The organism is Microbacterium sp. SGAir0570 (assembly GCF_005491085.2).
Taxonomy (GTDB): Bacteria; Actinomycetota; Actinomycetes; order Actinomycetales; family Microbacteriaceae; genus Microbacterium; species Microbacterium arborescens.
The window spans coordinates 450269-469592 of sequence record NZ_CP027929.1 but is presented as its reverse complement, the minus strand read 5'-3'; the positions used below and the strand labels follow the sequence as shown (position 1 = coordinate 469592).

Annotated in this window: 20 protein-coding genes and 1 riboswitch; of the genes, 6 read left to right on the top strand and 14 right to left on the bottom strand. The window is 72.0% G+C overall.

Translation table 11 applies throughout. The features are described 5' to 3' along the window. Nucleotides 1-416 precede the first annotated feature (416 nt). Nucleotides 417-1154, top strand: coding sequence for an aminoglycoside 3'-phosphotransferase (locus tag C1N74_RS02220; protein WP_258317976.1), 738 nt, complete (start codon nucleotides 417-419; stop codon nucleotides 1152-1154). Then, a complete protein-coding gene (locus tag C1N74_RS02215; protein WP_137749871.1) occupies nucleotides 1139-1648 on the top strand; it encodes a GNAT family N-acetyltransferase in 510 nt (169 codons plus the stop codon). The genes C1N74_RS02220 and C1N74_RS02215 overlap by 16 nt, the downstream gene beginning before the upstream one ends. Nucleotides 1649-1656: 8 nt before the next feature. Here C1N74_RS02215 and glpK read toward each other — a convergent pair whose 3' ends face one another. The 3 genes from glpK to C1N74_RS02200 form a co-directional block, all read right to left on the bottom strand. Beyond that, the gene (glpK, locus tag C1N74_RS02210; protein ID WP_137749870.1) at nucleotides 1657-3171 is read right to left on the bottom strand and encodes a glycerol kinase GlpK; all 1515 of its coding nucleotides are present in this window, start codon (nucleotides 3169-3171) and stop codon (nucleotides 1657-1659) included. A 46-nt stretch (nucleotides 3172-3217) separates the two neighbouring features. Further along, complete coding sequence (locus C1N74_RS02205) at nucleotides 3218-3970, bottom strand: MIP/aquaporin family protein (RefSeq protein WP_023952721.1); 753 nt, start codon at nucleotides 3968-3970, stop codon at nucleotides 3218-3220. Between the two features lie 104 nt (nucleotides 3971-4074). Further along, complete coding sequence (locus tag C1N74_RS02200; protein WP_064956334.1) at nucleotides 4075-5793, bottom strand: glycerol-3-phosphate dehydrogenase/oxidase; 1719 nt, start codon at nucleotides 5791-5793, stop codon at nucleotides 4075-4077. A 121-nt stretch (nucleotides 5794-5914) separates the two neighbouring features. On the opposite strand from C1N74_RS02200, the gene C1N74_RS02195 reads away from it, so the two are divergent. Continuing rightward, on the top strand, nucleotides 5915-6895 hold the full coding sequence (locus C1N74_RS02195) for a sugar-binding transcriptional regulator (protein WP_088380707.1): 981 nt from the start codon (nucleotides 5915-5917) through the stop codon (nucleotides 6893-6895). A 22-nt stretch (nucleotides 6896-6917) separates the two neighbouring features. On the opposite strand, the gene C1N74_RS02190 is transcribed toward C1N74_RS02195, so the two are convergent. The 3 genes from C1N74_RS02190 to C1N74_RS02180 form a co-directional block, all read right to left on the bottom strand. Then, entirely contained in the window at nucleotides 6918-7706 is a 789-nt protein-coding gene (locus C1N74_RS02190) for an energy-coupling factor transporter transmembrane protein EcfT (RefSeq protein WP_137749869.1), read from the bottom strand. Beyond that, nucleotides 7703-9235 carry an ABC transporter ATP-binding protein gene (locus C1N74_RS02185; RefSeq protein WP_083990624.1) on the bottom strand — a complete coding sequence of 511 codons (1533 nt, stop codon included), beginning with the start codon at nucleotides 9233-9235 and terminating at the stop codon, nucleotides 7703-7705. The genes C1N74_RS02190 and C1N74_RS02185 overlap by 4 nt, the downstream gene beginning before the upstream one ends. Before the next feature lie 2 nt (nucleotides 9236-9237). Beyond that, complete coding sequence (locus tag C1N74_RS02180; RefSeq protein ID WP_023952729.1) at nucleotides 9238-9873, bottom strand: ECF transporter S component; 636 nt, start codon at nucleotides 9871-9873, stop codon at nucleotides 9238-9240. Beyond that, nucleotides 9866-9975: riboswitch (TPP riboswitch) on the bottom strand. Its footprint overlaps the gene before it by 8 nt. Before the next feature lie 37 nt (nucleotides 9976-10012). Between C1N74_RS02180 and C1N74_RS02175 the strand changes: the two genes are divergently transcribed. Continuing rightward, nucleotides 10013-11365, top strand: coding sequence for a D-alanyl-D-alanine carboxypeptidase (locus C1N74_RS02175; protein ID WP_023952731.1), 1353 nt, complete (start codon nucleotides 10013-10015; stop codon nucleotides 11363-11365). 22 nt (nucleotides 11366-11387) lie between these two features. Here the strand turns inward: C1N74_RS02175 and C1N74_RS02170 are convergent, their stop codons facing one another. Both C1N74_RS02170 and C1N74_RS02165 read right to left on the bottom strand, forming a co-directional pair. Then, on the bottom strand, nucleotides 11388-12311 hold the full coding sequence (locus C1N74_RS02170) for a DnaJ domain-containing protein (RefSeq protein WP_023952735.1): 924 nt from the start codon (nucleotides 12309-12311) through the stop codon (nucleotides 11388-11390). A 100-nt stretch (nucleotides 12312-12411) separates the two neighbouring features. Next, a complete protein-coding gene (locus C1N74_RS02165) occupies nucleotides 12412-13482 on the bottom strand; it encodes an enoyl-CoA hydratase/isomerase family protein (RefSeq protein WP_023952736.1) in 1071 nt (356 codons plus the stop codon). Between the two features lie 86 nt (nucleotides 13483-13568). On the opposite strand from C1N74_RS02165, the gene C1N74_RS02160 reads away from it, so the two are divergent. Then, a complete protein-coding gene (locus C1N74_RS02160) occupies nucleotides 13569-14501 on the top strand; it encodes an ATP-binding cassette domain-containing protein (RefSeq protein ID WP_064956339.1) in 933 nt (310 codons plus the stop codon). Then, nucleotides 14498-15319, top strand: coding sequence for an ABC transporter permease subunit (locus C1N74_RS02155; RefSeq protein WP_023952738.1), 822 nt, complete (start codon nucleotides 14498-14500; stop codon nucleotides 15317-15319). Before C1N74_RS02160 ends, C1N74_RS02155 begins: the two co-directional genes overlap by 4 nt. On the opposite strand, the gene C1N74_RS02150 is transcribed toward C1N74_RS02155, so the two are convergent. The 6 genes from C1N74_RS02150 to C1N74_RS02125 form a co-directional block, all read right to left on the bottom strand. Continuing rightward, nucleotides 15286-15705 (bottom strand): hypothetical protein, encoded by a 420-nt coding sequence (locus tag C1N74_RS02150; RefSeq protein ID WP_023952739.1) that lies wholly within the window; start codon nucleotides 15703-15705, stop codon nucleotides 15286-15288. The genes C1N74_RS02155 and C1N74_RS02150 overlap by 34 nt on opposite strands. A gap of 70 nt (nucleotides 15706-15775) precedes the next feature. Then, on the bottom strand, nucleotides 15776-16573 hold the full coding sequence (locus C1N74_RS02145; RefSeq protein WP_023952740.1) for a uroporphyrinogen-III synthase: 798 nt from the start codon (nucleotides 16571-16573) through the stop codon (nucleotides 15776-15778). 230 nt (nucleotides 16574-16803) lie between these two features. Next, nucleotides 16804-17070, bottom strand: a complete 267-nt coding sequence (locus C1N74_RS02140) for a hypothetical protein (RefSeq protein ID WP_023952742.1) — start codon at nucleotides 17068-17070, stop codon at nucleotides 16804-16806. Continuing rightward, nucleotides 17060-17470 (bottom strand): phage holin family protein, encoded by a 411-nt coding sequence (locus C1N74_RS02135; RefSeq protein ID WP_023952744.1) that lies wholly within the window; start codon nucleotides 17468-17470, stop codon nucleotides 17060-17062. Before C1N74_RS02135 ends, C1N74_RS02140 begins: the two co-directional genes overlap by 11 nt. 1 nt (nucleotide 17471) lies before the next feature. After that, entirely contained in the window at nucleotides 17472-17831 is a 360-nt protein-coding gene (locus C1N74_RS02130) for a hypothetical protein (protein ID WP_023952746.1), read from the bottom strand. A 94-nt stretch (nucleotides 17832-17925) separates the two neighbouring features. Then, a complete protein-coding gene (locus tag C1N74_RS02125; protein ID WP_181405572.1) occupies nucleotides 17926-19320 on the bottom strand; it encodes an NAD(P)/FAD-dependent oxidoreductase in 1395 nt (464 codons plus the stop codon). Nucleotides 19321-19324: the final 4 nt, after the last annotated feature.

Sequence of the window (19324 nt, the reverse complement as noted above, 5' to 3'; positions counted from 1 at the left end):
GCCCCTCCACCCTAGAACGCCCGCGGTGTACCTCCGACCTCCGGCCGGTGGCCGGCGGTCGCGCGTGCCGTCGACAGGCTGAGCCGCTGTCTTGCCGCCGGGCGGCGCCCAGACCAGCCCCCCAGCCTGCGGACGGCACCGACGCCCGGCCGCACGCCAGCTGATGCACTGTGCACGGGCGCGACGGGAGCGGGCGCGGGTAAGGACGGGCGCGGGTAAGGACGGGCGCTGTCGGAGCGCGTGCCGCGAGCAGGCTGGGCGGCTACGCCACCGCCGCGCCACGGCTATATAGGCCGGTCAGCCTGCGCACGGCACCGGGATCCGGTCCTGCAGCGGATCTCGGGGGCGGGATGCAGGGAGGCGGGGGTGAGGCCGGAGCGGGTGAGACACTGGGGTGGGGCAGGCATGATGAGGCTGTGACCCTGCTGCCGCCGGATGCCCCGATCCCGCCGGACTTCTCGGCTCGGCTGCGACGGCTCGCGGGCGGTGCGGGCGCGACGCCGCTGTGGCGCAACACCATCGGGGGTGTGACATTCCGCACCGACGACGGCCGCGTCGTCAAGATCGGTCCGCGGAACCTCGAGACGTCCATGCGCGCCGAGTCGGAGCGCCTGCGATGGGCCGCGCGGTACACGCCGGTTCCCGAGGTGATCGAGACCGGTGAGGATGGCGACGCCGAGTGGCTCGTGACCCGCGCACTGCCCGGCCGGTCGGCTGTCGATCCCCGCTGGGTCGAGGAGCCCGCCACCGCCGTGCGCGCGGTCGGCGAGGGACTGCGCGCCCTCCACGACGCCCTGCCGGTCGCCGGCTGCCCGTTCGACTGGGGTGTCGAGCATCGGCTGCGCACCGCAGCGGCCCGCGGCCTCGACGTACCGGCATCCCTCCACGCGGCGCCCGAGCCCGATCTTCTCGTCGTCTGCCACGGCGACGCCTGCTGCCCGAACACCCTCGTCGACGACGACGGGCGGTGGCTCGCGCACGTCGACCTGGGGGCCCTCGGCGTCGCCGACCGGTGGGCCGACATCGCCGTCGCGGCGATGAGCACCGAGTGGAACTACGGCCCCGGCTGGGAGGACGCGCTCATCGCCGCCTACGGCGTCACCCCCGACCCCGAGCGCCTGGCCTACTATCGGTCGCTGTGGAACGAGACCTGACCTGGCGCATCGTCGACGTCGCCTACGACGATCCCCGCGCCCGTGACCTGCGCCGACAGCTCGACGACGACCTCGGCGCCCGGTACGACGGCTTCCACGGCGACGAGCCAGACGAGCGACGCCGCGCCCGCGCCCGCGCACTCGCGACGCACCCTGACGAGATCGTCACGACGCTGATCGCCCTCGTCGCCGAAGCCGGCGCGGACGAGGCCCCCGCGGGGCACGTCGTCCTGCGCCGGCTCGGCGACGAATGGGAGATCAAGCGGCTCATCGTGGCACCCGCGTTCCGCGGGCTCGGCATCGCGCGCGCCCTCATGTCGGCCGCGCTCGATGCCGCCCGAGCAGACGGTGCGGAACGCGTGATCCTCCAGACCGGGCTCCAGCAGCCCGAGTCCCTCGCGCTCTACTCCTCGATGGGCTTCAGCCGCATCCCGGTCTACGAGCCCTATGCCGAGACTATGCCTCGCTCGGTCTGCTTCGCGCTCGCGCTCTGACCGCGGCCTCAGCGGACGTCGTCGTCGACCCAGTCCATCGACTTCGTCACGGCCTTCTTCCACAGCCGCAGCTGGCGCTCGCGCTCCGGGGCGTCGTCGTTCGGCGTCCAGCGCTTGTCCTCCTGCCAGTTGGCCCGCAGCTCGTCGAGGTCGTTCCAGAACCCGACGGCGAGACCCGCGGCGTAGGCGGCACCGAGCGCGGTGGTCTCGGCGACGACCGGTCGCACGACGGGAACGCCCAGGATGTCGGCCTGGAACTGCATCAGCGTGTCGTTGGCGATCATGCCGCCGTCGACCTTCAGCTCGGCCAGGTCGACGCCGGAGTCGGCGTTGACGGCATCCAGGACCTCACGCGTCTGGAAGGCCGTCGCCTCGAGCGCCGCCCGCGAGAGGTGCCCGCGGTTCGCGTAGCGCGTGAGCCCCACGATCGCGCCGCGGGCATCGGGCCGCCAGTACGGGGCGTACAGGCCCGAGAACGCGGGCACGAAGTAGACGCCGCCGTTGTCCTCGACCGACAGCGCGAGCTTCTCGACCTCGGGCGCCGTGGCGATGATTCCGAGCTGATCGCGCAGCCACTGGATGAGCGACCCCGTGACGGCGATCGATCCTTCGAGCGCGTAGTGGGTGGGGCCGTCGCCGAGCTTGTAGCCGATCGTCGTGAGCAGACCGTTCTCGGACCGCACGATCTCGGTTCCGGTCTGGAAGATCAGGAAGTTGCCGGTGCCGTAGGTGTTCTTGCTCTCGCCGGCATCGAAGGCCGCCTGCCCGAAGGTCGCAGCCTGCTGGTCACCGAGGATGCCGGCCACCGGCGTCTCGCGCAGCAGCGACGTGTCGCGAGCCTCGCCGTAGACCTCGCTGGAGGAGCGGATCTCGGGCATCATCGAGCGCGGCACCCCGAAGTCGGCCAGGATGTCGTCGCGCCATTCGAGGGTCTCGAGGTCCATGAAGAGCGTGCGCGACGCGTTCGTGACGTCGGTCGCGTGGATGCCGCCCGAGGGGCCACCGGTGAGGTTCCACAGCACCCAGGTGTCGGTCGTGCCGAAGATGAGATCGCCGGCCTCGGCCTTCTCGCGCGCACCCTCGACGTTCTCGAGGATCCAGACGATCTTGGTGCCCGAGAAGTAGGTCGCCAGCGGCAGACCCACGATGTCCTTGTACCGCTCGACACCCTTGTCACCGGCGAGCCGGTTGACGATCGGCTGCGTACGCGTGTCCTGCCAGACGATGGCGTTGTAGACGGGGATGCCGGTGTTCTTGTCCCAGACGACGGCGGTCTCGCGCTGGTTGGTGATGCCGATCGCGGCGATGTCGTGGCGGGTGAGGTTGGCGCGACCGAGCGCGATGCCGATGACCTCGCGCATGTTGTCGCGGATCTCGATCGGGTCGTGCTCGACCCAACCCGCCCGCGGCATGATCTGCTCATGCTCCTTCTGCCCGACGGAGACGATCGAGCCCTTCTTGTCGAAGATGATCGCGCGGCTCGAGGTCGTGCCCTGGTCGAGGGCGATGATGTAGTCGGTCATGATGTGACGTCCTTGTCTGTTCGCGTTGTCGGTTCGGTGGGGAGGGTCAGGCGAGGCCGAGCAGGGCGCCGGCAGCGAGTGCCGCGAGCGTACCGCCGATGAGGGGTCCGACGACGGGAACCCACGCGTACGACCAGTCGCTCGATCCCTTGCCCTTGATCGGGAGCACGGCATGCGCGATGCGCGGGCCGAGGTCGCGGGCGGGGTTGATCGCGTACCCGGTGGGACCGCCGAGCGACGCGCCGATGCCGACCACGAGGAGGGCGACCGGCACCGCGGTGAGGGGGCCGAGCGAGCCCGGCGTGCCGATCTCGATGTCGCCGTAGTCGGCGAACCCGAAGATGACGAACACGAGCACGAAGGTCGCGATGATCTCGGTGACGAGGTTCCAGCCGTAGGCGCGGATGCCGGGGCCCGTCGAGAAGACGCCGAGCTTGTTGGCCGGGTCGGGCTCGGCGTCGAAGTGGTCGTGGTAGGCCAGCCAGCAGAGCACGGCGCCGAGGAAGGCGCCGACGAACTGGGCGGCGATCGCGACGAGGAACTGGACGAACTCGATCTTCCCGCCCACCAGGAGCCCGATCGAGACCGCCGGGTTCAGCTGAGCGCCCGAGTACGACGACACGAGCACACCGGCGAACACCGCCAGGCCCCAGCCCCAGTTGATCATGAGCGTCCCGCCGCCGAGACCCTTCGACTTGGCGAGGATGACGTTGGCGACCACGCCACCGCCGAGCAGGAGCAGCATCGCCGTTCCCACGAGCTCCGACACGAAGTAGAGCCCGAGATTGATGTCGTGCATGTCAGCGTCGACCTTTCTGCAGAATCATCGCGCGGCGGCGTCGCCGTGCGAGAGGGCGGCCCGAGGGTGATCCGGCGTCGGGCCTCGCCGGGTCTGTGAGCGCGTCAGGCGGGGAGAGGCGCGAGGCGCGACGTGCGGACGTCGATGCGGTGGGCCTCTTCGAGTGCCTGCGCGGCCTCCTCGACCTGAGCGCGGACGGTCTCCGCGTCCCAGCCGAGCACCGGAGCGGCCGCTTCGGCGACCTCGGTGAGGGTCTCCATCGAGACACCGCCGACGAAGGCGATCGAGGTGCGGCGCAGCAGCAGGTCCATGAGCGTGACAACCTCTTCGCGCTCGGCGAGGAAGGCGATCTCCTCGACGGAGTAGCCGGGCGCGTGCCCGAGCTCCTGCTGAGCGACCGGGAGCGCGGCGAGCACCTCCTGCGCGTAGGTGCCGTAGCGCTCGAGCATGCGATCGGCGAACTCGGCGGAGTGCGCACCGCGGTGGGCCTCGATCCAGCGCCGACGCTGAGCGACGCTGCGGGGGTAGCCGGCACCGCCGCCGATCGCGAGGTCGGTGGTCGCGACGCGGCGCGGGCGCCGCATCAGCTCGAGGACGTCGGTGGCGAGGTGCTCGGCGAGAGCGCGGAAGGTCGTCCACTTCCCACCGACGAGGCTGAGGACGGGCACGTCGCCGAGACGGTCCTTCTCGATGCGGTAGTCGCGGGAGACGAAGCCCGGAGCGAGGTCGTCGTGCCGCGGGAGGGGACGGATGCCCGAGAACGTGTAGACGATCTGCGAGCGGTCGACGGCGATGTCGGGGAAGACCTGGCCGATCAGATCGAAGAAGTAGTCGATCTCGTCGTCGGTGCAGACCGTGGGGCGGCTCGGGTCGGCGTCGATGTCGGTCGTCCCGACCATGACCCGGCCCTTGAGCGGGTAGATGAGGACGATACGGCCGTCCGCGGCCTCGAAGAAGATCTCGTTGCCGCCGGTCGCCTCGAGCAGCGAGGTGTTGTCGAGGACGATGTGCGACCCCTTCGTGCCGCCCATGAAACGGGTCGGGGTGCCGAGCGCGCTGTTGGTCAGATCGGTCCAGGGGCCGCTGGTGTTCACGACGACGTCGGCCGTGAACGGGAACTCCTCTCCCGTGACGTCGTCGCGGATGATCACCGACGACCCGTCGGCGCCCACGACCGGAGCGTAGTTCGCCGCTCGGGCGGAGTCCTCGCGTGCGCCGTCGCGCAGCACGTCGAGCGCGAGGCGCTCGGGATCGTGCATCGAGGCATCGTAGTAGGTCGCGGTGTAGCGGAACCGCTCGTCGAGCTCGGGGAACTGCGTCCGCGAGCTGCGGCGGCCGCGGAACCGGTGACGAGGCACCGATCCGCCGTCGCGCGAGAAGGTGTCGTACATGATCAGACCGACCTTGATCAGCAGCGCCCCGCGCTCGCGCGGCTTGCCGCGACCGTGCGTCACGAGCAGCCGGAACGGGGCGGCGAGGATGCCCGAGAAGGTGCGATGGATCGGGATCGTCGTCGGCAGCGGCTTGACGAAGTGGGGCGCGTTGCGCACGAGGCGGTTGCGCTCGGTCACCGACTCCTTCACGAGACGGAACTCGCCATTCTCGAGGTAGCGCACACCGCCGTGGATCATGTGGCTCGACGCGGACGATGCGCCGCTGACGTAGTCGCCGCGCTCGACGAGTGCCACGTCGACCCCCTGGAGGGCGAGGTCGCGGAACGTCGCGATCCCGTTGATGCCTCCGCCGATGACGAGGACCTCGGCATGGGGGCGCTCGCGCAGGGCTCGGATGTTCGCTCGGGTGGTCGGCGTCGACTCGGTCATACTGCATCCTTTTCCACGGCTGTCCCGATCTACACTGGGGTCCACCGCACGAATGCGCAACGGTCATGCACGAACGTGCACCGGCGCTGCGGCGATGCACGAACGTGCAGGACGGATGACGATGAGCGCGGACGCCGAGGCCGAGGCACGCACACGGGACGCGCTGCGCGCGGCGCAGCTGTACTACGTGCAGGACCGCACGATGGATCAGATCGCGGCCGAGATGGCGCTCTCGCGCTCCTCCGTTTCGCGTCTGCTCGCTCACGCGCGCGAGATCGGACTCGTCGAGATCACGGTGCACTCGCCGCACGAGGCGAACTCCGTGGTCGCCCGGCGCCTGTCCGAGCGCTTCGGCATCTCGGTTCACGTCGTCAGCACGCCCCCGCGCACGAACGACGCCGAACGACTCGAGCGCACGGCGCGCACGGCGGCCCACGTCCTGTCGTCGACCCTCGACCCCGATGCCAGCATCGGCATCGCGTGGGGAGCCACGGTGTCGGCGATCGCCCGCCATCTGCCGACCAAGCGGCTGCACGACTCGCAGATCGTGCAGATGAACGGTGCGGCCAACGAGTCGACGTCGGGGATCTCGTACTCGGGCGCGATCCTCGAGCGGTTCGGGCAGGCGTTCGGCACCGACGTGCAGCAGTTCCCGGTGCCCGCCTTGTTCGACGACCCGCTGACCAAGCAGCTGCTGTGGCGCGAGCGGTCGATCCGGCGCGTCCTCGACGCGCAGTCACGCGTTCAGGTGTTCGTCTTCGGGCTCGGCTCGCCTCACGCCGACGTCCCCTCCCACGTCTACGCCGGCGGCTACCTCACCGGTGAAGACCTGCGCTCGCTGCTGCGCGACGGCGTCGTCGGCGACTGCGCGACCGTGTTCTACCGCATCGACGGCTCGGCGACCGGCATCGAGCTCAACGCCCGCTCGAGCGGCCCGTCGCTCGAAGCGATCCGCCGCATCCCCCGTCGCCTGTGCGCGGTGTCGAGCCTGACCAAGCTCGACGCGCTGCGCGGCGCGCTCGCGGCGGGACTGATCACCGAGCTCGTCGTCGAGGAAGCGCTCGCCCGGCGGCTGGCGGAGACCACGGTCGGAGCGGCTTGAGGCCCGATCTCGGGACGCGACCTCAGGACGGGCCGAAGATCGGGTGGAAGGCTCCCACCGCGACCGACACCGCGACCGCCGTGGCCGAGATCACGAGCCCGCCCGCCATGACCGCGACATCGGATGCCGCCAGCCGCGACTCCCGTGCCCACGTTCGACGTCCGGGTGCGCCGAAAGCCCGCGCCTCCATCGCCGTCGCGAGGGCGGAGCCGCGCCGGATGGCCAGCACGAGCAGCGCGAACGCCATGCCCAAGGCGCGCCGCAGCCGCCCCGCGTCGGCAACACCGCGGGCCCGCCGCGCGAGCGCGAGCGCGCGCCAGTCCTCGGTCAGCAGACCGAGCATCCGCATCCCCGCGAGGCCCCCGATGACGAACCGGGCGGGAAGACGCAGGATCTGCGCCAGCCCGTCGGCGAGGTCGGTCGGGTCGACCGTGATGAACAGCACGACGGCCGGGAGACCGATCGCCAGGACGCGGAGCGCGGCTGCCAGTCCCAGCGCGAGAGACCCCTCGCTGACGTGGACGAACGCCCAGGAGAAGACCTCCGCTCCGCTGCGTTCCCCGTAGAGCGAGATGGTCACCGCGGCCGCCGGCGCGGCGATCCACAGCGGCAGCGTCCGCATCCAGAATCGGCGCCAGCCGACACCCGAGGCGAGCAGGAGCGGCAGCTCGAGGAGCAGGGCCACCCCGGCCGAGACCGGGTCGATCGTGATGACCAGCGGCAGCGCGATGAGCAGTGCGGCCAGCAGCTTCGCCACGGGGTTGAGCGCCGCGACGCCACGTCGGACAGGGGACGGTGCGATGGCCGTCATGCGCCGACTCCGGCGGGCGCGTCCAGAGCGAACCGGCGTGCCGAGAGGGCGTCGAGCACCGCGTCGTCGTGCGTGATCGCGATCACCCCGCGCGGGCCGCGATCGTCGACTCCGTCGCGGAGGGCGGCGATGATCGCGACCAGCTCCGACCACGTGCGCGCGTCCTGGCCGTAGGTCGGCTCGTCGAGGACCACGACCCGGGGACGCGCCGCCAGCATCGCGGCGACGGTCAGGCGGCGCTTCTCGCCGCCTGACAGCGTGTAGGGGTTCGCCGCGGCGAGCGGGGCGAGCCGGAGCCGCTCCAGCAGCTCGTCGACGCGCGCTGTCATCTCGGTTTCTTCGAGCCCGAGAGCGCGCGGCCCGACCTCGAGCTCGGCGCGGACCGACGAGCGCAGGATCTGGTGCTCCGGCTCCTGCAGCACGGTGCCGATCCTGGTCAGCAGCGCCGTCGAGGTCCATGCCGCGGGGTCGGCGCGGTCGGCGCGGTCGCGTCGCCGGGAACGGCGCAGGAGCGCCGCTCCCGCCGCCAGATCGTCGGCCGCGCGCACGGCGCCGCCCTGCCCGGGGAGCAGCCCCGCGAGCGTGAGGCCGAGGGTCGACTTGCCGGTGCCGTTGGGGCCCACGACGCCGAGCACCTCGCCGGCGCGCAGGTCGAGGTCGAGGGGGCCCGCGACCGGCACGTCCGTCGTGCGGCCGACGACGAGGCCGTCGGCCGACAGCAGCACGTCGCCGGGCGGAGAGGCCGGCCGCGGGGGGACGACCGGACGGATGCCGGGCACCCACACCCCCGAGGCCGCCAGCTCCGCGCCGCGTTCGGTCAGCACCGTCCGCGGGTCGCCGTCCGCGACGACGCCGCCGCCGGGTGCGAGGACGATGACTCGGTCGACGAGCGGGAGCCACGCGTCGATCCGATGCTCGATCACGACGAGGGTGGCTCCCGTGGCATCGAGCGCGCGGGCGACGGCGTCCCGCACATCGATCACACCCGCCGGATCGAGGTTCGCCGTGGGCTCGTCGAGCAGCACCGCGCCCGGCTGCATCGCGACGACGCCCGCGAGCGCGAGGCGCTGCTTCTGCCCTCCCGACAGCGCGGCGGTCGACCGGTCGAGCGGGACGTCGAGCCCCACGGCATCCAGAGCAGCGCGCACCCGGCGCCAGATCTCGTCGCGCGGCACGGCGAGGTTCTCGCATCCGAAGGCGACGTCGTCGCCCACCCGCGCGAGGATCGTCTGACTGTCGGGGTCTTGGAGGACCAGCCCCACCCGACCCCGGGCGTCCGCCGCCGGCTGACCGTCGACGAGGAGCCCACCCTCCTGTTCGCCCTCGTCCGCTCCCCCGAGCACACCGGCGAGACCCTGCAGCAGCGTCGACTTGCCCGATCCCGATGCTCCGAGCAGCAGCACCCGCTCGCCGGCCCCGATGCGGAACGTCGTCTCGCGCGCGGCCCACGCGCGACGTGTGGCGTAGCGCCACCCCCAGCCGCGGGCTTCGAGGGTCGCGGGTCGCGCCGCGCCGGCGTCTTCGCCCACCGTCAGACGCGGGCGGTGGCTTCGCGCCCGGCCGCGAACCTGCTCAGGGCTCCCGTCCGCGCCAGGGCACGCGTGATGAGCCACCCGCCGAGGCCGGCGATGACCGCGCCCGAGACCGTCGTCGAGGCGATGTAGACCGACGTGAACAGCGTGTCGGCACCGGGGTACCAGAGGACGCGGTCGTTGATGCCGCCGGCGAGGCCCGCCCCGGCGCCCGCGAGGAGCGCGACCGGAAGACGCCACGACGCGTAGAGGAAGACGAGGAAGATCAGCTCTGCGCCGAGTCCCTGCACGAGGCCGGAGACGATCGTGAGCGGACCCCACTGGTTGCCGACGAGCGCCGAGATCACCGCTGCGAGCAGCTCGGTGTACAGCGCCGCACCGGGTTTGCGGATGATGAGGCCGCCGAGCACTCCGGCGATGAGCCAGGGTCCCGCGAGCAGCCCCTGCAGGCCGGGGAGCAACGGCGTCAGCGCGGCGGACGGTCCCTGATAGGCGACGTTCCACAGCAGGAACACCGCGGCGCAGGCGACGCCGATGACGCTCGCGATGACGATGTCGACGACGCGCCAGCGGAAGCGGCCGGGCGTGCGCCCGGTACGACGATCGGACTCGGTGGTGGACGCAGCAGCGTGCATTCTCTCTCCTCCCTGCGCCGGCATGATCCGGATCAGGTTCGACGGTCGAAGCGTGGATCGCTTCCTCTCAGCCCGGCTCACCGGACTCCCGTGGTTGTCGATGAAGTATATCGGCGCACGCGCGTTGTACGTTGGGCGGGTGACCTCTCCCGCCCCGCGCGTCGCCCTCGCGTGGCTCGACGACGATGCCGTCGCCAGCGGGAACGACCGTCGTGACGCCGCCGCTTCAGCGGGACCGTACACGCTCGCGCACGCCGAGCTGCTCACCGAGCCCCCTCGACGCTCGGCCGCACCGGCCGTGCTCTCGACGCTGGGGGTCGCCGCGCTCACCGTGGGCGGATACACGGCGGCGACGCTGCTGTGGCCGCTCGACGCCGTCGCGCCCGACATCCTGCCGGCCGCCCTCTCGGCGCCCGCCGCGCCCGTCGCGCAGCCCGCGTGGCCGGCCGAGGGCGCCGGCGCCACGGCCGTCGGCGGCTTCGCGGCAGTGTCGGCATCATCCGGCGAGCCGGAGTCGATCGCGAGCATCACGAAACTCGTCACCGCCCTCGTCGTGCTCGATCGGATGCCGCTCGCCGACGGCGAGCAGGGCCCGGAATTCGCGTTCACCTCCGCCGACCGCCGGGAGTACCGCGCCTACCTCGCCGACGACCAGTCGGCGCTCGACGTTCCCGTCGACGGTGTCCTCACGCAGTACCAGCTGCTCCAGGGAGTGCTGATCGGGTCGGCGAACAACTACGCCGACCGGCTCGTGTCCGAGCTCTGGCCCGACGAGGACGCCTACGTCGAAGCGGCGAACGCCTGGTTGCAGGCGCATGGCCTGGGCGGCGTCACCGTCGTCGATTCGAGCGGTATCGACCCGGAGAACACGGCGGCACCGGCATCCGTGATCACCCTCGCCGAAACCGCGATGTCGAACCCCGTCATCTCGGGCATCGTCGGGCAGCGCTCCGCCGAGCTCCCGGGCGCCGGATTCGTGGAGAACACCAACGCTCTGCTCGCCGACCCCGCGGTCGTCGGAGTCAAGACGGGCAGCCTGTTCGGCTCGTACAACCTCGTCGCCGCGAAGGACACCGACGTCGACGGCGTCAACGTCCGCGTCTACGCGACCGCCCTCGATCAGCCCGACGACGAGACCCGCCACTCCGCGACGGCCGCGCTGCTCGATCGCACGATCAGCGAGATCGCGGCCTCACCGGCTCTCCCCGCGGGAACCGTCGCGGGAACCGCGACGACCGCGTGGGGCGCGACCTCCGAGATCGTCACCGAGTCCGACATCCGTGTCGCACTGTGGAACACGCAGTCGTCTCAGGCCGCCGCGAACGTCGAGCTCGGCGATTCGCGCGGCGCCGGCGACGAGGCCGGCGAGCTGACGCTCACCGGTCCGCTGGGCACGGCGACCACGGCCCTGCGCCTGACCACAGACATCCCCGACCCGGACGTCTGGTGGCGCCTCAGCCACCCGCTGCAGCTGTGGGGCCTCGCGGACTGACCTCGCGACGCGCGAGCACGCGTCACACGAAGCGGACGGTCTGCTGCAGGCGGGTGCGGACGTCGAAGAGCTCGTTGCCGCCGATCTCGCGCGCCCCGGCGACGCCCCGGCGCAGCACGGTGGCGAGCGCGGAGCGGCCGACCACGGCGATCGCGAGCCCGCGCACACGTCCGAGCTCCTCGATGGCCTGCACGACGTCGTCGTCGGGGAGGACGACGATCGCGCCGCTGAACTTCACGCGAGCCGCGCGGCTGAGCGCGCGCGCCCGATGCACGAGCGTCGCGATCGGCGAGTCGACGCCCTCGCCGATCAGCTCGCCCCGCCGGGTGCGCACGGGGGTGCCGAAGTCCTCGGACAGCACGGCGTAGAGCCCCGAGGGCCCGAGCACGACGTGGTCGAGCTTCGCCTCGGGATCCCGCGGATCGGCGGCGACGTCGTGCCAGACCGTGTATCCCATGCCGAGGTCGGCGACGACCCGGGCGGTCGCCTCCTCGGCGAGCGCGTCGGCCAGCAGCCGCCTGATCTCGTGCGGCGCGGTGCGGACGAGGGCGGGGTCATAGGGGTCCTCGACCGGTGCGCCGCGTCCCACCCACTCCCGGATGAGGGTCAGGTAGCGCTCGCGACGCCAGCCGCCGGGCTGACCGAACGACCGCGCCCGCGGGCGCGTGTCGGCGGGTCGCTGCGGCGGCCGCCACGTCGGCGCATCGGGCGAGAACGTCGGTGCGTCGGCGAAACCGTGACCGCGGTCGTAGGCGGCCCGGGCAGCGGCCGTGCCGACGAGGTCCCATGCGCGCTGCACCTGCACGAACGTCACGGCGTCGCCGCCGGTGTCGGGGTGCGTCTGCCGCAGCCGGAGGCGGTAGGCGCGGCGGAGCTCCTCGTCGTCGACGTCGGGCGCGACCCCGAGCACGTCGTACGCAGAGGCGGACAGCGGACTGTCGAACACGAACCCTCCCTCGTGCGGCGCTGCCCCGGGACGGCGCGGACGCACAGCATCCCGAGACTATTACCTTGCCCGGAGGTGCGGCCCGGACGGACGCGCGAACTCAGTCAGTCCATAGGGCGAGTGCCGGCTCGAATGCGAACGCCTGCGTCACGACATCCGGGGCGAGATCGTCGCGGGATGCCGGTGACCACGAGGGAGCCCCGTCCTTGTCGACGAGGCGAGCGCGAATGCCCTCGACGAGGTCGGGCTGCGTCGTGGCGAACCAGAGCACGAGACCGTACTCCTGCGCCAGGACGGCCCGGAGCTCGTTCCGCTCGCGCGCTGCGCGGACGGCCGCGAGCGTCACGGCGAGAGCGGTCGGCGGAAGGGTCTCGAGCAGCTCCGCCGTCGCTCGCGCGTCCGGCTCGGCCCGATCCCGCAACCGTCCGATGATCTCGGCGACCGAATCGGCGGCGAAGGCGTCGTCGATCCAGGGCCGGGCGGCCTCGAGGCGAGCGGGCCCGGCGGTCTCGTCGAACAGGAGGACGAGCTCGGTCGCGGTCTGCGGATCGGCGCGGCTGACGAGAGCGTCGCGCAGATCGTCGAGCCGCTCGGAGGGAACGAGGTGGTCGGCGAAACCGGCGTAGATCGCGTCGGCGGCGTCCATCGACTCGCCGGTCAGGGCGAGGAACTCCCCCACACGACCCGGCGCGCGGGCGAGCAGCAGGCTCCCGCCGACGTCGGGGGTGAACCCGATGCGGACTTCGGGCATCGCGAGGCGCGACCGTTCGGTCACCACGCGCACCGCCGCATGGCCGGCGAGCCCGATGCCGCCTCCCATCGTCACGCCGTCGGCGAAGACGACAACGGGCTTCGGATACGCGGCGATGCGCGCGTTGAGCGCATACTCGGCACGGAAGAAGTGGGCCGTCTCGGCCACATCGCCCGCGACAATCTGGTCGTACAGGCCGCGGACGTCGCCGCCTGCGCACAGCCCGCGCTCCCCTGCACCGTCGAGCAGCACGGCATCCACACTCGGGTCGTGCTCCCACGCGTCGAGCGCGGCGGCGAGGTTCTCGATCATGCCGAGATCGAGGGCGTTGATGGCTCGCGGGCGGTCGAGCGTGAGGTGTCCCAGCGCACGATCGACACGGGCCCGGACACGCGAATCGGATGCTGCGGCGTCGGTCACCCTCGCCACGCTACCGCCCGGAGTTCGCGGTGAACGCGGCGTGTCGGGCAGGATGGGAGCCGAACCACCCGGCGAGAGGGGGCGCGATGGCGGACGGACAGGTGCTGGAGTTCACCGACGTGGCCAAACGTTTCGGCCCCGTCGCGGCGGTCGACGGTCTGACGGCGCGGGTCGAACCCGGCGCGGTCACCGGCTTCCTCGGGCCCAACGGCGCCGGCAAGACCACGACGCTGCGTATGCTCCTGGGCCTCATCGCCCCGACGTCGGGCTCGGCGACGATCGGCGGGCAGCGCTACCGCGATCTGAAGCACCCGCTGCAGACCGTCGGCGCCGTTCTCGAGTCGTCGAGCTTCCACCCCGGCCGATCGGCGGCGGCGCACCTGCGGGTCTACGCGCACGCCGCCGGGATCCCCGCGTCCCGCGTCGATGACGCCCTCGGCATCGTCGGTCTCGGCGACGTCGCCGGGCGGAAGGTCGGCGGGTTCTCGCTCGGGATGCGGCAGCGCCTCGGCCTCGCCTACGCACTGCTGGGCGACCCCGGCGTCCTGGTCCTCGACGAGCCGACGAACGGACTCGACCCCGAGGGCATCCGCTGGATCCGCCGCTTCCTCCGAGACCTCGCCGCCGAGGGACGCACCGTTCTGGTCTCGTCGCACCTGCTCGCGGAGGTGCAGCAGTCGGTCGATTCGCTCATGATCATCACGCGCGGCCGCCTCGTCTACCAGGGCGGCATCGAGCACGTCGTGCCGCAGGACGAGATCGCGACCGTCGTCGACGCCGAAGACCGCGAGGCGCTCCGCCGCGCCATCTCGGCCGCCGGCTTCGAAAGCGACGAGCGTCGCACCGGCCTCGCCGTGCGCGGAGCCGACGCCCCGACGGTCGGACGCATCGCCGCCGACGCCGGCATCGCCCTGACCGCGCTGCAACGGAAGGGCCCGGCGTTCGAAGAGGTCTTCCTCGAACTGGTGAGCGGCGCGCGCGTGCACCCGTCGGCCGCCACCGGGGAGGAGACGCGATGAACCTCGTGAACGCGACCCGATCGGAACTGACGAAGCAGTTCTCCACCTCGGTCTGGTGGGTGCTCCTGATCGTGCTCATCCTGTACATCGGCGGAACGGCCGGGGGCATGGCCGCCGTCTTCGCGGCCGGCGAGAACGGTTCCCTCCCCGGCACCACGTCGTTGCCGACCGGGCTCGGCGACCGACTGCCGAGCCTCATCTACGGGCTCGCGACCGCCATGGGATACGTCTTCCCGCTCGTCGTGGGCTCGCTGCTGGTGACCGGCGAGTACCGCCACAAGACCCTGACACCGACCTTCCTGGCCACGCCCCGGCGCGGCGTCGCGCTGGCCGCCAAGATGATCGCCGGCGTCGTGATGGGTCTCGTGTTCGGCGTCGCCGCCGTCGGGTCGACGGTCGCCGCGGGCGGGGGGATGCTGGCGCTGTTCGGCGTCGACCCGCAGCTCGGACGCCCTGAGACCTGGGCGTTCCTCGGACGGATGCTGCTCGCCCTCGTGCTCTGGGTGCTCGTGGGCATCGCGCTCGGCACCCTCATCCGCAACCAGATCGCCGCCGTCGTCGGCATCCTCGCCTTCACCCAGTTCGTCGAGCCGATCGCCCGCGTGGGAGCGAGCATGGTCGATGGGCTGGCCGACGTCGTGCGCTTCCTTCCGGGCGCCGCCTCGGATGCGCTCGCGGGCGACAGCATCTACGCGGCCATGGGCGGCAGCGCCGGTCAGCCGCTGGAGTGGTGGGCGGGCGGGCTCGTGCTCGCGGCCTACGCGGTCGTGTTCGCTGTGATCGGCTACGCCGTGTCGTGGCGGCGCGACGTCGCCTGATCGACCAGGTCCGCGACGTCTGCGGGCTCGTTCTCAACCTCGAGGCGCAGGGCACGCACGAGCGCGACCCCGTGCCGGGTCGTCAGGATCAGCCGCTGGAACTCGTCGTCGCCCTCGAGATCGACCACGACCGACGGCCGGCGACGCCGGACGAGCACGAAGTCGGTGCCGCCGGCCGACTCGAAGGAACCTGCCGCGATGACCGCGGGCACCAGAAGCCCCGGGCGCGGCACGCCGCGCAGCCACGACCACGCGTCATCCGTCAGCTGGACGCGCGCGATGTTCTCTCGTGACACCAGGACATTCCGCTGACGGAATGCCGCGGCACGCTCGGTCGCCGACAGCACCACTTCGAGCTGAGCGGAGTCGAGCAGAAGCGTCACCATGCATCTCAGTCTGCCAGTCGGACGCTCACGAAATGCTCACAGACCGGCAACGATCGCCGCCACGATCACGTCACGACGCGGGAGCGTCGGATGCCGGCGATGGCTGGCGTGCGATCGCATCGATGAGCGACGAGATCGTCGTCTCGGCCGCGACCACGTCGACGGCGAGACCGAGCTTGCGCGCGTCTCGTGCGGTTCGGGGACCGATCGCCGCGATCAGGGTCGAGGCGGGAAGGTCGGGGAACTGCTCGCTGACCTGCTCGGCGACGGAGCCGCTGGTCACGAGCACGGCGTTGATGCGCCCGCTCGCGACATCGGCGGCGATGCGCTCGGTCACCGGGACGCCGACGGTCCGGTAGGCCACGACGCTGCGGACATCGTGACCAGCTTCGACGAGCATCCGGGTGAGGACGGGCTTGGCCACCTCGCTGCGCAGCGCGAGGACGCGCGTGGGCTCGGCCTCGATGGCAAGGATCTGCTCGGCCAGCCCCGCCGCCGAATCGTCTTCGTCCGGCACGAGATCGACGCGGTACCCGACGGCGGTCAGCGCGGCGGCCGTGGTCTCGCCCACGGCGGCGACGCGGGTGTGCGCCGGGATCTCCGCCCGGTAGGCGTAGAGCACGTCGACGGTGGTCGCGCTGGTCAGAGTGATCCAGTCGAAGGCTCCCGCCGCGAGCTCGGCGAGTGCCCCCTCGAGATCGGCGACATCGGTCGTGGGCGCGAAGTTGACGAGCGGCGCGATGACCGGCGTAGCGCCCTGCGAACGCAGGAGAGCCGCGACCTGGTCTCCCCACGGGCCTCCGCGCGGCACGAGCACGCGCCACCCTCGAAGGGGCTTCTGCGGCTCGGGGCCGGGCTCGACATGCATATGGTGGCTCTCATGAGGCGCCACCGCCCCCGGAAGAGCGGCCGACGCACGTTCCTTCTCCGGGCGGTGCAGGCCCGGATGCGCAACATCGGCAGCATTCGCTCCATCGCCGCTGCCTCGTTGTCCGAGCATACTCCGCTGCGGACGCGAGGCGGCGGCGGGAAGTATCGATCCGGACTCGGTTAGCCGAGAACGGCTCGCCTCCCGCCCGCTGGGCGGACCCGACGGCGTCAGCGCGCGATCAGTCGGGCGATGCCCCAGACCACGGCGCCCACCGCGACGGCGACGCCGACCGCTGCCGCGGTCGCCCCGGCGGGGTTGCGCTGCGCGTATGCGCGCGCCTCGCGGCTGGCTCGGTCGGTGGCGATGACGGCGCGCTTGGGGAGGTTCGCCTTGTGCTCGATCGCGGCGAGCGCGGCCTTCAGCTCGGCGCGCGCCTTCTCGACCGGATCGGTGATGCCCAGCGGTACGGCGGTGTCGGGGAGCTCAGAACTCATCGGCCACTTCCTTCACGATCTTGGCGTCGGTGGAGATCGCCTGGGCGGGGTTCTGGCGCGAGCTCAGGCGCTTGAAGCGCAGGAGGCCCAGCACCGCGAACACGGCGGCGATCACGAGCAGGATCCCGATCACGATGAGCGACGCCGCCCAGGCGGGCAGCCACGACGACAGTCCGATGATCGCGAAGGCGCCGATGGCCGGGATCGTCCAGAAGAGGAAGAACAGCGCGACGATGAACCAGACGCCGCCGAGGCCGGCATCCTTTCCCGTCTTCTTGGCCCAGGCCTTCGCCGAGTCGATCTCGGCGACGACGAGGTTGCGGACCAGCTCGGGGATCTCGCCGATCAGGGTGAACAGGCTGTCGTCGGCGCGGTCGCGGAATCCGCGGGGCGTGCTCATCTCAGCTGTCCGCCACGGCGCTCGCGTCGGCGACCTTGCGTGCGTCGCGTTCAGCGGCCTTGCGCACGTCACCGGCGGCCTTCTCGCCCTCGGAGACGGCCGCGTCGAGCTTCTCGCCGGGAGTGCCGCTCTTGCTCGCGGCCTTCACAACCTTCTTCGCGCTGTCCCAGACGACGCTGGGCACGGCGAGGGCGGCTGACTTGCCGAGCTCGGTGACCTTGCCCACCTGCTTCTGCACGGGATCGAGCTCCCAGACCTGCTGGGCCTTCTCTTTGATCTGCTCGTAGCGCTGACGCCCGGCGCGTGCCCCGAGCACGTAGCCCGCGGCGAGTCCGACGGCGATGCCAATCTTGCCCCTCATGGGGTCTCCTCACGTTCGACGTTGCTGCGTGGTCCCAGGCTATCGCCGTATGCCGCCTCAGGTATCCACTCCCGTAACCGGGCGGAGCCGACTATCATGCCGGATCGACCCCGCGCCACAGCACCGCGTGGCGCGCCGCGTCGGCCTCGGCGATCGCGTCGGCGGCGACCCGCTCGAGACTGTTCCCCGACAGCCACCCGCCCACGAGCGCGAGCCCCGGAACCGAGCGCGCGCGGGACCGGATGCTCTGGACCGCCTCGTCATGACCGAGCAACGACGCCGGTGCCGCGCGGGAGTAGGTGATGCGCGCCGAGGCGCGGACGGCATCCGCCGGGATCGCTGCTCCGCTCAGCTCGGATGCCGCGATGCGCGCGGTCTCGACGACATCCGCATCGGGCGCGTCGGTGTCGGGAACGGTCACCCGGAGGATGTGCTCGCCCTCGGGCAGCGCCGCGCCGATCCAGGGCCACGTCTGCGAGATCGGACGCACGGTGACCGGCTCTGCCCCGGGGCCGATGACGAGTGACCCGCGACCGGGCAGGTCGACTCCGGCGATGCGCAGCAGCACGACATCCAACGGCTGCGGGCGCGGCTCGGCGCTCTCGGGAAGCTCGACGTGCGGGGCGAGCAGCCGTCGAGCGGTGTCTTCGTCTGCCGCGACGATCAGCAGGTCGGCAGGCACGGGCTCTTCGACGCCTTCGGCACGCACGAGCCAGGTGGCGCGCTCGCGACGGATCTCCGTCACGGCCGCGCCGGTGCGGATGTCGACGTCGAAGTCCCGCAGGCGAGCGTCGAGGGCATCGATCAGGCGGAACAGCCCGCCGCGCGGAGCCTGACGACGGGGTGAACCGGCGCGCAGGGTCTGCGCGACCGCGCCGCTGAGCGAGCCGGTCCGGGTGAGCGCGGGGTTGAGCGACGGTGCGGCGGCGTCGACGTCGATGAACTCGGGTGCGACGCCGTGTACGGCGAGCACGTAGGGCGCCACGAGGCGGTCGCGCACGCGCTCGCCCATGCGCGACGACACGAGCTCGCCCAGGCTGCGGCGACGCCCGACGGTCAGGGGCGGGCGAACGCGGTCGAGATAGGCCCGCCAGGCACCCCGGGTCTCGATGTGCCGCCGCACGTCCTCCGCCCACGGATTGGCGGGGATGCCGAGCACGGTCTCGGCAGGTGCCGGCGCGGGCCCGTTCGGGCCGGCACCGAGCCAGAGCTCGTCGTCGCGGGCGGTCTCGAGGTCGCCGGTCAGCCCGACCTCGTCGATCAGGGTCGCGAGGGTCTTCGCCGACGCCGGCAGGCCGTCGGCCGCGGCATCCACCGTCAGGTCGCCCAGCGCCGCGCGGTCGAGCGAGCCGCCGAGATGCGGCCCGGCCTCGATCAGCGTGACCCGCAGGCCGAGTCGCGCGCACTCCAGAGCCGCAACGACACCCGCCATTCCGCCGCCGACCACGACGACCCGGGTGTCGTGGGCGTGCGTCACGAGATCCGTCATCCCC